At 66.7% G+C, this 13,157-nt stretch carries 10 protein-coding genes and 4 tRNA genes; 13 read left to right on the top strand and 1 reads right to left on the bottom strand.

Annotated elements, in window-relative coordinates:
- Positions 1 to 59: 59 nt before the first annotated feature.
- From IC535_RS15470 to ychF, 8 genes are all read left to right on the top strand, one after another.
- Complete coding sequence (locus IC535_RS15470; RefSeq protein WP_228886365.1) at positions 60 to 1,745, top strand: tetratricopeptide repeat protein; 1,686 nt, start codon at positions 60 to 62, stop codon at positions 1,743 to 1,745.
- Positions 1,742 to 2,404 (top strand): lipoprotein insertase outer membrane protein LolB, encoded by a 663-nt coding sequence (gene lolB, locus IC535_RS15465; RefSeq protein ID WP_228886366.1) that lies wholly within the window; start codon positions 1,742 to 1,744, stop codon positions 2,402 to 2,404. The genes IC535_RS15470 and lolB overlap by 4 nt, the downstream gene beginning before the upstream one ends.
- Positions 2,401 to 3,270, top strand: a complete 870-nt coding sequence (ispE, locus tag IC535_RS15460; protein ID WP_228886367.1) for a 4-(cytidine 5'-diphospho)-2-C-methyl-D-erythritol kinase — start codon at positions 2,401 to 2,403, stop codon at positions 3,268 to 3,270. The genes lolB and ispE overlap by 4 nt, the downstream gene beginning before the upstream one ends.
- 9 nt (positions 3,271 to 3,279) lie before the next feature.
- Positions 3,280 to 3,356, top strand: a tRNA-Gln gene (locus tag IC535_RS15455).
- 136 nt (positions 3,357 to 3,492) lie between these two features.
- Positions 3,493 to 4,452 carry a ribose-phosphate diphosphokinase gene (locus IC535_RS15450; RefSeq protein ID WP_026070235.1) on the top strand — a complete coding sequence of 320 codons (960 nt, stop codon included), beginning with the start codon at positions 3,493 to 3,495 and terminating at the stop codon, positions 4,450 to 4,452.
- A gap of 111 nt (positions 4,453 to 4,563) precedes the next feature.
- Positions 4,564 to 5,178: a 50S ribosomal protein L25/general stress protein Ctc gene (locus tag IC535_RS15445; protein ID WP_228886368.1), complete on the top strand. Its 615-nt coding sequence runs from the start codon at positions 4,564 to 4,566 to the stop codon at positions 5,176 to 5,178.
- 80 nt (positions 5,179 to 5,258) lie between these two features.
- Positions 5,259 to 5,837 carry an aminoacyl-tRNA hydrolase gene (gene pth, locus IC535_RS15440; RefSeq protein ID WP_228886369.1) on the top strand — a complete coding sequence of 193 codons (579 nt, stop codon included), beginning with the start codon at positions 5,259 to 5,261 and terminating at the stop codon, positions 5,835 to 5,837.
- Between the two features lie 293 nt (positions 5,838 to 6,130).
- Complete coding sequence (ychF, locus tag IC535_RS15435; RefSeq protein WP_228886370.1) at positions 6,131 to 7,222, top strand: redox-regulated ATPase YchF; 1,092 nt, start codon at positions 6,131 to 6,133, stop codon at positions 7,220 to 7,222.
- A gap of 563 nt (positions 7,223 to 7,785) precedes the next feature.
- On the opposite strand, the gene IC535_RS15430 is transcribed toward ychF, so the two are convergent.
- On the bottom strand, positions 7,786 to 10,536 hold the full coding sequence (locus tag IC535_RS15430) for a TonB-dependent receptor plug domain-containing protein (RefSeq protein ID WP_228886372.1): 2,751 nt from the start codon (positions 10,534 to 10,536) through the stop codon (positions 7,786 to 7,788).
- 295 nt (positions 10,537 to 10,831) lie between these two features.
- Between IC535_RS15430 and IC535_RS15425 the strand changes: the two genes are divergently transcribed.
- The 5 genes from IC535_RS15425 to IC535_RS15405 form a co-directional block, all read left to right on the top strand.
- Positions 10,832 to 11,842, top strand: coding sequence for an isoaspartyl peptidase/L-asparaginase family protein (locus tag IC535_RS15425; RefSeq protein ID WP_228886373.1), 1,011 nt, complete (start codon positions 10,832 to 10,834; stop codon positions 11,840 to 11,842).
- Between the two features lie 138 nt (positions 11,843 to 11,980).
- Positions 11,981 to 12,066: transfer RNA gene (locus tag IC535_RS15420), tRNA-Tyr, on the top strand.
- Positions 12,067 to 12,093: 27 nt separating this feature from the next.
- Positions 12,094 to 12,167 (top strand) — tRNA-Gly (locus IC535_RS15415).
- 47 nt (positions 12,168 to 12,214) lie between these two features.
- Positions 12,215 to 12,290 (top strand) — tRNA-Thr (locus tag IC535_RS15410).
- Between the two features lie 40 nt (positions 12,291 to 12,330).
- The coding region (locus tag IC535_RS15405; RefSeq protein ID WP_228958694.1) for an elongation factor Tu at positions 12,331 to 13,157 on the top strand (827 nt) is incomplete at its 3' end.

The raw sequence follows: 13,157 nt of genomic DNA, 5'->3' as shown, positions 1-13,157 counted from the left end.
AGTTGCTTGCGATAAGCTGCTGGCCATTCAAGTCGTCATTTTAAGGCCAGAAGCCCCCGATGCCCGCATTGATTCGCATCTCCAGCGTTCTGCTGCTGTCTTTGCTCACCGCCAATGCCCCGGCCGCGCCGGCGGCAGCCCCGGCCGGCAAGGAAAAGGCGGCCCCCACCGCGCCGCTGACCCCGGTCATGGCCGGGGAATTCGCCTTGCAGGCCGGCAAGCTCGGCGATGCCGCGCGCTGGTACCTGGAGGCGGCCGAGGCCGGCAGCGACGACGCCGGACTGGCCGAACGCGCCACCCGCATCGCCATGCTGGCCGACGACGACCCGCGCGCGGCCCGCGCGCTGGCGCTGTGGCAGGCGCGCGCGCCGCGTTCGCTGGCCATGCGCAGCAGCGCGGCGGCACTGGACATGCGCCAGAACGATGTGAAGGCCGCCCGCAGCGAACTGGCCGCCCTGCTCAAGGACCCCGACCCGCGCGGCTGGAAGTTCGCCATCGCCGCGCTGATCGGCGGCGGGCGCGACCCGGCGGTGCCGGCGCAGGTGCTGGGCGGGCTGGTCGATGACGATGCCATCCCCAACCAGTTGGAGGTCTGGCAGGAGCTGGGCCGCCTGGCCATGCGCATGGACCGGCCCGAACTGGCCCGGCGCATGGTCGATGAGGTGGTCAGGCGCTTCCCCGACGAGCCGCGGGTGGCGCTGTTGAACGCCAGCCAGCTCAACCAGGCCGGCAAGCCCGAACAGGCGGTGGCGTTGCTGCGCGGGATCGAACCCAAGAGCCGCCAGGACCCGGAACTGCGCAATGCGCTGGCGATCGCCTACGACGCCATGGGCGATGCGCGCTCGGCCGCGCGCGTGCTGGCGGTGGGCCCGCAGGACGTGCAGACCTATGGCATGCGCGCCTCGCTGCTGGCCAAGCAGAAGGACGAGGCCGCGCTGCTGGCGCTGTACACCGAACTGTCCAAGCAGGCAGCCAAGCCGGACCCGGCGCAGCGGCTGTTGCTGGGCAAGATCGCCGAATTCCTCAAGCGCCCGGCCGAGGCCGTGGACTGGTACCACAGCGTGCCCGGCGGCGAAGAGCTGGACGAGGCGCGCCTGCGCGCGGCCAATGCGCAATACGAGGCCGGCCGCGCCGACAAGGCGTTCGCCGAGGTGCATGCGATCCAGTCCGACGCCAGCGTCGATGACGAGGCCCGCCGCGACGCCTACCTGCTGGAGGCCGAGCTGCGCCAGCGCGGCAACGACCTGCCCGGTGAACTGGATGCGCTGGCCCGGGGCCTGGCCGCCTACCCGGACGAGAACGCGCTGCTGTATGCGCGCGCGCTGGCCTGGGAACGCCGCGACGACGTCGCCCGCGCCGAGGCCGACCTGCGCAAGATCCTGGTTACCGAACCGGAGAACGTGGCCGCACTCAATGCGCTGGGCTATACCCTGGCCGACCGCACCCAGCGTTACCAGGAGGCCCTGGAGCTGATCGACCGCGCGCGCGTGGCCGAGCCGGACAATGCGGCCATCGTCGACAGTTATGGCTGGGTGCTGTATCGCCTGGGCCGCAACGAAGAAGCCCTGGTGCAGCTGCGCCGCGCCTGGACCCTGGCCCGGGATCCGGAGATCGCCGCCCACGTCGGCGAGGTGCTGTGGGTACTGGGGCGCAAGGACGAGGCGCGCCGCTTCTTCGACGAGGCGCGCAAGCTGGACCCTGAAAACCGCGCCCTGCAGCGCGTGATCGAGACCTTCGGCGTATGAACATGTTGTCCCTGAAAACCGCCGGCGCGCTGGCCATGGCGCTGTCGTTGTCGGCCTGCGTATCGCTGGGCGAGCGCAAGGCGCCGGCGGCGCCGGTGGTGGTGAGCACGGTGTCGGCTGCCGCGCAGCAGGCCGAAGCCGCCCGCGTGGCGGCCCTGCAGGCGCAGCCGCAGTGGTCCTTCCAGGGCCGGGTGGCGATCAACAAGGGCCGCAACGGCGGCAACGGCCGCATCGACTGGCAGCAGCAGTCGCGCCAGTACGTGGTCGAACTGAGCGCGCCGGTTACCCGCCAGAGCTGGAAGCTGACCGGCGACAGCCACCATGAAGGCGGGCGCCTGGAAGGGCTGGACGGCGGGCCGCGCGAGGGCGAGGACGCCCAGCAGGTGCTGCTGGAAGCCACCGGTTGGGACATCCCGGTCAACCAGTTGCCGGCCTGGGTGCGTGGCCTGGTGGCCGACGATGCGGCACCGGCCGAGCAGGTCGAGCGCGACGGCGAGGGCCGCCCGCGCCGGGTCCGGCAGATGGGCTGGGACATCCAGTACCTGGACTGGTACCCGGCCGAAGGCGGCCGTCCGGTGCTGCCGCGCCGGATCGAAGCGGTCAATGGCGACGCCAAGGTGCGCCTGGTGGTCGACAGCTGGGTGCTGGGCGGGCCATGAGCGCGCCGGAGCTGAACGGCGGCTGGTCGCACTGGCCGGCACCGGCCAAGTTGAATCTGTTCCTGCACATCACCGGCCGTCGCGACGATGGTTACCACCAGCTGCAGACCGTGTTCCGGCTGCTGGACTGGGGCGATACGATCCGCCTGCGGGTGCGCCAGGACGGCCGGATCCGCCGTGACGGTGCCTCGGTGGCCGGCGTGGCCGAGGCCGACGACCTGGCCGTGCGCGCTGCGGTATTGCTCAAAAATACGGCAAAGATCGCCCAAGGTGCCGACATCGGCGTCGAAAAGAGTATTCCTGCCGGGGGCGGGTTCGGCGGCGGCTCGTCCGACGCGGCGACCGTGCTGGTCGCCCTGAACCGGCTCTGGAAGGCCGGCCTGGACGTGGACGCGTTGGCCGCGCTGGGTCTGCAGCTGGGCGCGGACGTGCCGGTGTTCGTGCGTGGCCACAGTGCCTGGGCCGAGGGGGTGGGCGAGCAGCTCACCGCGCTGGCGCTGCCGCCGGCCTGGTACGTGCTGGCCGATCCGGGCGTGCACGTACCCACCGCTGCACTTTTTGCCGGCCCCGATTTGACGCGCGACGCCCCAAAGGCGAAAATAGCGGACTTCGCTTCCGGGTCTTTGCTCGGGAATGCGTTCGAGCCGGTCCTGCGCCGCCGCGAGCCTGCCGTCGAGGCGGTGCTTGCAGCGTTGAGCAGTATCGGCCGGGCACGACTCACCGGGTCGGGAAGCGGTTGCTTTGTCGAGTTCGCCACGCGCACTGCCGCACAGCAGGGCCTGGCGCGGTTGCCGAAGGAACTGCGGGCATGGGTGGCAGCGGGCGTGGAGTGCTCGCCACTGCTTGATGTACTCGAGCGTTATTGATTTTGATGCAGGGGCGTCGCCAAGAGGCCCAAGGCACCAGGTTTTGATCCTGGCATTCGGAGGTTCGAATCCTCCCGCCCCTGCCACTAGCGGATTTCAGCCGCGTTCCCATGCGCATTCCTGCGCGGGCCCGGCCGATGTTCCGCGGTGTTGTCACCGCAGACACTCCAGGGTGCCGGCGGCAGAGTTCTCCGCCAATCGCTCCCGCCCGAGACCGTCATGATGCAAGAACACCCCAACCTGCTGGTATTTTCCGGCAACGCCAACAAGCGCCTTGCGCAGAGCATCTGCAAGGAATTGGGGGTGCGGCCGGGCAAGGCATTGGTGTCGCGCTTCTCCGATGGCGAAGTGCAGGTGGAAATCGAGGAGAACGTCCGCAAGCAGGACGTGTTCGTGATCCAGCCGACCTGCGCGCCCAGCGCCGAGAACCTGATGGAACTGCTGGTGCTGATCGATGCGCTCAAGCGCGCCTCGGTCAACAGCGTCACCGCGGTGGTGCCGTACTTCGGCTACTCGCGCCAGGATCGCCGCATGCGCTCCTCGCGCGTGCCGATCACCGCCAAGGTGGCCGCCAAGATGTTCAGCGCCGTCGGCGCCGACCGGGTACTGACGGTGGACCTGCATGCCGACCAGATCCAGGGCTTCTTCGACATGCCGGTGGACAACGTGTACGCCTCGCCGCTGCTGCTCGCCGATATCTGGCGCGCCTACGGCACGGAGAACCTGATCGTGGTGTCCCCGGACGTGGGTGGTGTGGTGCGCGCGCGCGCCGTCGCCAAGCGCCTGGACGATGCCGACCTGGCGATCATCGACAAGCGCCGCCCGCGCGCCAACGTCTCCACCGTGATGAACATCATCGGTGACGTCGAAGGCAAGACCTGCGTGATGGTCGATGACATCGTCGATACCGCCGGCACCCTGTGTGCGGCCGCCGCGGCGCTGAAGGCGCGCGGCGCCCTCAAGGTGGCCGCGTACTGCACCCACGCCGTGCTTTCCGGCCCGGCGGTGGACAACATCAACAACTCCCAGCTCGATGAGCTGGTGGTGACCGACACCATCCCGCTGCGTGAAGAAGCGCGGGTGTGCAGCAAGATCCGCCAGCTCAGCGTGGCGGAAATGCTGGCCGAAACGATGCGCCGCATCGCCTTCGGCGAATCGGTCAGCTCGCTGTACGTGGATTGATTTTTCCCGCCCGCCGGCAACGGCAGGCGGTTTCCCGGGGGGCTCTGGTCGCGGGGTTCCCCTCATCGCTTCGCCGCAGGGCGGGGCAACCAACGAAGGTAGTAAACAGCAATGGCCAAGAGTCATGAAATCAAGGTCGTCCAGCGCGAACTGCAAGGCAAGGGTGCGAGCCGCCGCCTGCGTGGTGCTGGCCAGATCCCGGCGATCGTCTACGGCGGCGACGCCGAGCCGAGCGTGATCCAGCTCAACCACAACGAAATCTGGCTGGCCCAGCAGAACGAGTGGTTCTACTCGTCCATCCTGGACCTGAACCTGGACGGCCAGGTCACCAAGGTGCTGCTGCGTGACATGCAGCGCCACCCGTTCAAGCAGCTGATCCTGCACCTGGATTTCCTGCGCGTGAACGAGAACGAGGCCCTGACCGCCAACGTCCCGCTGCACTTCATCAACGAAGACACCTCGCCGGCCGGCAAGGCTGCCGACGTCGTGGTCACCCACGAACTGAAGGAAGTGACCGTGTCGTGCCTGCCGGGCGACCTGCCGGAGTCGATCGACGTCGACCTGGGCGAGCTGAAGGCTGGCGACGTGATCTACCTGTCGGACATCAAGCTGCCCAAGGGCGTGGAGATCCCGGCCCTGGCCCAGGGCAAGGACCACGATGACGCCATCGTGACCGCCAAGCACGGCAAGGAAGACGTTGCCGGCGAAGCCGCGGCTGCCGAGTAAGTGTTTGCGGCGCCTGTCCCTCGGGGCAGGCGCCGCTTCTGTATGTGCCGGCACAGCGCCGGTACCGACGAAGAAGAGTGATGACAGGATTGCGATTGATCGTTGGTCTGGGCAATCCCGGGCCCGAGCACGCCCAGACCCGGCACAATGCCGGGTTTCGTTTCATTGACGCCCTGGCCGAACAGGCCGGCGCGCGCTGGAGCGTGGACAGCAAGCTGTTCGGGCAGACCGCCAAGGTCGACATCGCCGGGCAACCGGTATGGCTGCTCAAGCCGGCCACTTTCATGAACCTCAGCGGCAAGTCGGTCACCGCCGCGCAGCGTTTCTGGAAGATCGAACCGGAACAGACCCTGTTGGCGCACGACGAACTGGACCTGCCGCCCGGCGTGGCACGGCTCAAGTTCGACGGTGGCCATGGCGGCCAGAACGGCCTGCGCGACACCATCGCCCTGCTGGGGCATGGCAGGTTCCACCGCCTGCGCATCGGCATCGGCCATCCCGGTCACAAGGACCGCGTGGTGGGCTGGGTGCTGGGCCGCGCCAACAAGGACGACGATGTACTGATCGGCCACGCCATCGACGATGCGATCGACATCCTGCCGCTGGCAGTGCAGGGCGATTTCAGCGAGGCGATGAAGCGGTTGCACACTCCGAAATGACCCGGCACGACGGTAGGTATCCACCGTTGGTGGATACGGAAAACGATCGGCGGGTATCCACCATTGGTGGGTACGGAAAACGACCGGTAGGTATCCACCGTTGGTGGATACGGAAAACGACCGGCAGGTATCCACCGTTGGTGGATACGGAAAACGATCGGTAGGTATCCACCGTTGGTGGATACGGAAAACGACCGGTAGGCACCCACCGTTGGTGGATACGGAGATTGATTGGAAAAGCAGCCCCAACGCCGCTGCTTCTCCAATCACTTTCACCCCAGAGGTTGTCAAAGATGGGTATCAAATGCGGCATCGTCGGCCTGCCCAACGTCGGCAAGTCGACCCTGTTCAATGCGCTGACCAAGGCGGGCATCGCTGCGGCCAACTTCCCGTTCTGCACGATCGAACCGAACGTCGGCATCGTGCCGGTGCCCGATCCGCGCCTGAACGAGCTGGCGGCGATCATCAACCCGCAGAAGGTCATCCCGACCGCGGTCGAGTTCGTCGACATCGCCGGCCTGGTTGCCGGCGCGGCCAGCGGTGAAGGCCTGGGCAACAAGTTCCTGGCCCACATCCGCGAAGTGGATGCGATCACCCACGTAGTGCGCTGCTTCGAGAACGCCGACGTCATCCACGTCAACAACAAGGTCGACCCGCTGTCGGACATCGACACCATCGATACCGAACTGGCCCTGGCCGACCTGGACAGCGTCGAGAAGGCGTTGAACCGCGCCGAGCGCGCCGCCAAGGGCGGCGACAAGGACGCGGCCGCACGCAAGCCGGTGCTGGCCAGGCTGCAGGCCGCGCTGGCCGACGGCAAGGCCGGGCGTTCGGTCGGCCTGGACGAGGAAGAGAAGGCGCTGGTCCGCGACCTGTTCCTGCTCACCCTCAAGCCGGTGATGTACATCGCCAACGTGCTGGAAGACGGCTTCGAGAACAACCCGCACCTGGACGCCGTGCGCGCCCGCGCCGCCACCGAAGGCGCGCAGGTGGTGCCGGTGTCGGCGGCGATCGAAGAAGAGCTGTCCCAGCTCGACGACGAAGACCGCGACACCTTCCTGGCCGACCTGGGCCTGTCCGAGCCGGGCTTGAACCGGGTGATCTACGCGGCCTACCAGCTGCTGGGCCTGCAGACCTACTTCACCGCCGGGGTGAAGGAAGTCCGCGCCTGGACCGTGCGCAAGGGCGCCACCGCCCCGCAGGCGGCCGCAGTGATCCACACCGATTTCGAGAAGGGCTTCATCCGCGCTGAAACCATCGCCTATGACGACTTCATCAAGTACAAGGGCGAAGCCGGGGCCAAGGAAGCCGGGCGCCTGCGCCTGGAAGGCAAGGAATACCGCGTGCAGGAAGGCGACATCCTGCACTTCCGCTTCAACGTCTGATTGCAGCGAGCGTTGATGCCCGAACGCCCCGCCTCGCGCGGGGCGTTTGCGTTTGTGCCGCGCACATTCCATACCGGAGTGGGCTGGATAAAAAATGACCAGGCATCGAAACCCTTGCCTGGTATGTCTCCGCCTCACTTGTCCACAGCAAACCCCCACGCCTCTCCACGCACCGTGTGGAAAACCCCTGCGCGGTAGTGCCGGCCGCTGGCCGGCACCCCGACGCACCCGCCCGCAAGCGGCGTGGTCAATTTATGACCACCACTGAAGTCCGTTGCAGTGCATCGCTCACCATAGGTTGTCCACAGCAAACCCCCATCGCTTTCCACGGTGTGTGTGGAAAACCGCGATCCACGGCTGGGCAAAATATCGCCACGCACTGAAAGCGTTGCGCTGCATAGCTTGCACGCACTTGTCCACACCAAACCCCCATGGGTTTCCACGGGGCGTGTGGAAAACAAGAGGGGCGCACCCGCAACGCGAGGAGCCGGCCAGCGGCCGGCACTACCGGGACATGAGGAGCCGGCCAGTGGCCGGCCCCACCGGGACCCACGGAGCGACGCTTACAGCGCCGAACCGCCAAACTTGTGCGTGTACTGCAGGTTGATCGTCCGGCCTACCGTATCGAACCAGGACACGTCGTAGTACGGGTAGGCGGTGTAGGTCACGTCCTTCGGCGGCATCTTGTTGCCCACGTTGACCACCGACAGCGACAGCCGCGAATGATCGTCGAAGCGATACTGCAGCGACACGTTGTAACGGTAGGTGGCGCCGATCCACGGGCTGTCGCCGCTGTCCGGATCGAAGCTCTGGTCGTAGCTGTCGTAGGTGGGCAGCCTGCCCAGGCGCGAGCCGTACACGGTGGCCGACCAGGCGGCGTTCTCCCAGGTGATGCTGGCGCTGGTCTTGGTGCGCGGAATGTCGAAGCCGCTGTTGACCGCGAACTTGTCCTCCATCACGTCGCCGTCGAACTGCTGGAAGTCGTGCGTTTTCACCCAGGTGTGGTTGCCGCTGAGGATGAAGTCGCCGATCCCGGTGGCCAGCCGGTAGCGCAGGCCCACGTCGATGCCGCGGGTGGTCTCGCGCGCGATGTTGATCGGGCTCACATGCACGCCATAGAGGCGGCCATCGCTGGTGCGGGTGACCCGGCTGATCGCATCCATGCAGGTCGGCGAGCCCGCATCGGCGCCGCCCAGGCGGCAGGCGGCCTCATCGCGCAGGATGGTGCCCACGTCCATGTCCTGCACCTGGTCGCGCATGTCGATGTCGAACCAGTCCACCGACAGGTCCAGCCCGATCGCCGGCGACCACACCAGGCCGGCACTCCAGGAGGTGCTGGTTTCCGGATCCAGCCTGCGGTTGCCCTCGCGGGTGCGGATCAGGTTCTCCTCGTAATCCGAGCAATCCTCGGCGCCATCCACGGCGCAGGCGTAATAGTCGTTGGCGCTGGTCTCGTCATTGCCGGGGCCGGCATAGACGTAGTGCAGGTCCGGGGCGCGGAACGCGGTGCCGTAGGAGCCACGCACCAGCAGGGTGTCGATCGGGCGCCATTCGATGCCGCCGCTCCAGGTCGCCTTGCCGATGGTGTTGCCCGAATAGCGGTACTGGTCGTAGCGGCCGGCCACGCTGACGTTCAGGGTGTCGTGCAGCGGCAGGCGCAGCTCGGCGGCGGTGGCCCAGCGGTTGCGGCTGCCGTGGCCATTGGAATCCTTCCAGCTGTAGTAGTAGTACCCGGTCGCCAGCGGATCGGGGTTGAGCGCGTAGGACTGGTTGCCGAACTCGGCGGTGGCGGCGAAACCGGCCTTGCCGCCGGGCAGCTCGAACAGCTCGCCATTGGTCAGGGTCAGCGCGGCGGTGTCGGTGCGCGATTTCGGGGTGTAGGTGGTCCGGGCGGCGATCGAATCGTACTCGCTGCGGCTCAGCGGCCGGTACAGGCGCGCCGGGTCGGCATTGAAGACCGGGAACACGTTGTCGTCGTCATCGGTGTACTCGCCCAGCTGCTCGCCCAGGAACAGCGCGTTGGCCCTGGAGGCGATGATCTGCGGCCAGCGGATCGAGGACTGGTACTGCGAGTGGCTCAACGAGGCCTCGTAGTCCCAGTTCGCGTCCAGGCTGCCCTTGAAACCGGTGGTGACGCTGAAGGTCTTCTGGGTGCTGCGGATCATGCCGTTGCGCAGCCCGCCCATTTCCTCCGGCGAGAACTGGCGCTGCCAGAACTCGACCTGGTCGGTGGCCTGGTTGTAGAAATAGCCGTCTTCGTTGCCATCGGCGGCCATCCGCCCCCACTGGGTCACATCGCGCATCAGCGCGATGTCGTGGTAGCCCATCTGCACGTCGGCGAACCAGCTGGTGCCGTTGTCGAAGGCGTAGTTCAGCGAGGCGTAGCCGTTCACGCCACGACGCTTGCCCAGGATCGTGCCATAGCCGATCGAGCGGTCGCTGCCGCAGTAGAAGCCATAGCGCGGGCGCTCGGCATAGCCGGTGCTGCCGCGGTTCTGGTCGGCCAGTGCGTCGCAGGTCTGCTGGCCCGGGTCCAGGTAGTCGTCGTTGTAGTCGGTGCGCAGGTAGGCGCGCCTGGCGGCGCGGGCGCCTTCGGTCGGTGCGTCCAGGGTGGAGTCCTGCTGGCCGCGCTGGTAGGCCCACAGCGGTGTCTGCGACTGCAGCTCCAGGCTGTACACCGCACTGAAGCGGCCGGCGTCAACGCCACTGGCGATGCTCGCATTGAACGACTCGCCGCCGCCTTCGCTGGTGGTACCCATGCGCACATCGACGGTGGTGCCATCGACGCGCTTCTTGAGGATGAAGTTGACCACCCCGGCGATCGCGTCCGAGCCGTAGATCGCCGAGGCGCTGCCGGTCAGTACTTCGATCCGCTCGATCATCCCGATCGGGATGTTGGACACGTCGCTGAAGTTGCTGCGGCCCTGGAACGGCATGGGGAAGTCGGCGATGCGGCGGCCGTTGACCAGCACCAGGGTGTGGTTCGGGCCCAGCCCGCGCAGGTCCACCTGCTGAGCACCGGGCGAGAAGTCGGCGCCGCCGGCGGACTGCTGGCTCTGGGTCTCACCGCCGTTCTGGGTCATCGAGCGCAGTACGTCGGGCACGCTGGTGAAGCCGCTGGCCTGGATCTGCTCGGCGGTGATCACCGTGACCGGGGCCGGCCCCTCGACCTGGGCGCGCGGAATGCGCGAGCCGGTGACCTGGACCGTGTCCAGCTGCTGCACACCTGTCGTTGCCGGGGTTTGCGCGCCCGCTGCTGCGGCCACACCCATCAACGCCAGCTGGATCGACCACGCCATCGCCTGTTTACGCATGAGAATTCTCAAGAAGAAAGAGTCGGCCTCAGGGGAGGCCCGTCCCCCATTCACTTTTCGTGAATGGTCGGCGCGCATTTAACGCCTTTTTTACAGGGTTGACCACTGGCAGGTTCTCTGGCAGGGCGTGAAATCGATTCCACCCCCCCCCGGTAGTAGGGTCCGCCAAGGGCAGTATCTGGCAGCCCGGCGGCGCGCATTCCTTGGGCGGGGGCCCTCCGGCAGTGGACAGCGTGGCCTGCCGCTGCCCGCCTTTCGCGGCATGATGGGGGGCCGTTCATGCTGGAGCCCGTCGATGTCCCGATCCGCTGCGTTGCTGCTGTCGCTGTGCCTGTCCATCCCGCTGGCCCAGGCGGCCGACCCGGTGCTGGTCATCCATGGCGGTGCCGGGGTCGAGCGCGGGGATCTGTCCGCGGCCGAGGAAAAGGCCGCGCGCGCCGCCCTGCGCCAGGCCCTGCTGAAGGGCCACCAGGCACTGGCCGCGGGCAAGCCGGCGCTGGAGGCGGTGACCACGGCGATCACCGTGCTGGAGGACGATCCCAGCTTCAACGCCGGCAAGGGCGCGGTGTTCACCCATGACGGGCGCAACGAGCTGGACGCCTCGCTGATGGATGGTTCCACGCTGGCCGCCGGCGCGGTGGCCGGTGTGCAGCGGGTACGCAATCCGATCCTGCTGGCACAGGCGGTGATGCAGCATTCGCCGCACGTGATGATGGTGGGGCAGGGGGCGGAGAGCTTCGCCGCCAGCCAGGGCATCGCGCTGGTCGATCCTGGCTATTTCCGTACCGAAAAGCGCTGGCAGCAGCTGCAGAAGGCGCTGAAGGAAGAGGCCGCCGGCCAGGCCCATGCCGACCTGGAGACCGCGCGCCACTTCGGCACCGTCGGCGCGGTCGCGCTGGATGCGCAGGGTCGCCTCGCCGCCGGCACCTCCACCGGCGGCATGACCAACAAGCGCTACGGGCGGGTGGGCGATTCGCCGATCATCGGGGCGGGCACCTACGCCAACGCCAGCTGCGCGGTGTCCGGCACAGGATGGGGCGAGTTCTACATCCGCACCGCGGCGGCCCACGACATCTGCGCGCGCATGCAGTACCTGCGGCAGGGGCCCGAACAGGCCGGGCGCGCGGTGATCAACGAGCGCATCCCGGCACTGGGCGGCAATGGCGGAGCGATCGTGCTGTCCGCCGATGGCCGCGCGGCCACGCCATTCAACACCCAGGGCATGTATCGCGGCTGGATCGGTGCCGATGGCGTGCCGCACCTGGCGATCTTCGCCGACGAACCCCTGCCGTTGCCCGGCCAATAGCCCGTCGCTGCGGGGCAATTGCCGGCCGACGTGAAATATTTCAAAAAGGCTGTTGACAGAACCCGCGTTCACCCCCAAAATTCACGGCTCTTCCACCCCAGACCGAAAACGCTTCGGCACGACGGGACAGGGTGGTAAGGAGGGATACCCAAGCGGCCAACGGGGGCAGACTGTAAATCTGCTGGCTTACGCCTTCGGTGGTTCGAATCCACCTCCCTCCACCAGTTTCAGATTGTGGCAAGGCTTCCGATGCGGGAGTAGTTCAATGGTAGAACCTCAGCCTTCCAAGCTGATGGTGCGGGTTCGATCCCCGTCTCCCGCTCCATTGAATGAGTTTGAATATATTCAAATTCATGCCATAATTCAAAACTCGCTCACGTAGCTCAGTCGGTAGAGCACCTCCTTGGTAAGGAGGAGGTCGAAGGTTCGATTCCTTTCGTGAGCACCATCTAGTGCACCACACTTCAGACGATTCGAGATAAGCAGCCATGGCCAAGGGTAAGTTCGAGCGCACCAAGCCGCACGTCAACGTCGGCACCATCGGTCACGTCGACCACGGCAAGACCACGCTGACCGCCGCACTGACCAAGATCGGTGCCGAGCGCTTTGGTGGCGAGTTCAAGGATTACTCGGCGATCGACGCCGCGCCGGAAGAGAAGGCTCGTGGCATCACGATCTCGACCGCGCACGTCGAATACGAATCCGAGAACCGTCATTACGCCCACGTCGATTGCCCGGGCCATGCCGACTACGTCAAGAACATGATCACCGGTGCCGCGCAGATGGATGGCGCGATCCTGGTCTGTTCGGCTGCTGACGGCCCGATGCCGCAGACCCGCGAGCACATCCTGCTGTCGCGTCAGGTCGGCGTGCCGTACATCGTTGTGTTCCTGAACAAGGCCGACATGGTGGACGATGCCGAGCTGCTCGAGCTGGTGGAGATGGAAGTCCGCGAGCTGCTCAGCAAGTACGACTTCCCGGGCGATGACACCCCGATCATCTCGGGCTCGGCCCGTCTGGCGCTGGAAGGCGACCAGAGCGAAATCGGCGTGCCGGCCGTGATCAAGCTGGTCGAGGCTCTCGACAGCTGGATCCCGACCCCGGAGCGCGATATCGACAAGCCGTTCCTGATGCCGGTGGAAGACGTGTTCTCGATCTCCGGCCGCGGCACCGTGGTGACCGGTCGTATCGAACGCGGCGTGATCAAGGTCGGCGAAGAAATCGAAATCGTCGGTATTCGTCCGGTCCAGAAGACCACCGTCACCGGCGTGGAAATGTTCCGCAAGCTGCTCGACCAGGGTCAGGCAGGCGACAA

This window comes from Stenotrophomonas rhizophila (assembly GCF_020857975.1).
GTDB lineage: Bacteria > Pseudomonadota > Gammaproteobacteria > Xanthomonadales > Xanthomonadaceae > Stenotrophomonas > Stenotrophomonas rhizophila_C.
Note: the sequence above shows the minus strand (reverse complement) of the source record. Positions and strands in the feature narration are given on the sequence as shown.

Excerpts from the sequence above, each read along its gene's own strand:
- IC535_RS15470 (WP_228886365.1), top strand. The coding sequence starts at position 60 with ATGCCCGCATTGATTCGCATCTCCAGCGTTCTGCTGCTGTCTTTGCTC.
- lolB (WP_228886366.1), top strand. The coding sequence starts at position 1,742 with ATGAACATGTTGTCCCTGAAAACCGCCGGCGCGCTGGCCATGGCGCTG.
- ispE (WP_228886367.1), top strand. The coding sequence starts at position 2,401 with ATGAGCGCGCCGGAGCTGAACGGCGGCTGGTCGCACTGGCCGGCACCG.
- IC535_RS15450 (WP_026070235.1), top strand. The coding sequence starts at position 3,493 with ATGCAAGAACACCCCAACCTGCTGGTATTTTCCGGCAACGCCAACAAG.
- IC535_RS15445 (WP_228886368.1), top strand. The coding sequence starts at position 4,564 with ATGGCCAAGAGTCATGAAATCAAGGTCGTCCAGCGCGAACTGCAAGGC.
- pth (WP_228886369.1), top strand. The coding sequence starts at position 5,259 with ATGACAGGATTGCGATTGATCGTTGGTCTGGGCAATCCCGGGCCCGAG.
- ychF (WP_228886370.1), top strand. The coding sequence starts at position 6,131 with ATGGGTATCAAATGCGGCATCGTCGGCCTGCCCAACGTCGGCAAGTCG.
- IC535_RS15430 (WP_228886372.1), bottom strand. The coding sequence starts at position 10,536 with ATGCGTAAACAGGCGATGGCGTGGTCGATCCAGCTGGCGTTGATGGGT.
- IC535_RS15425 (WP_228886373.1), top strand. The coding sequence starts at position 10,832 with ATGTCCCGATCCGCTGCGTTGCTGCTGTCGCTGTGCCTGTCCATCCCG.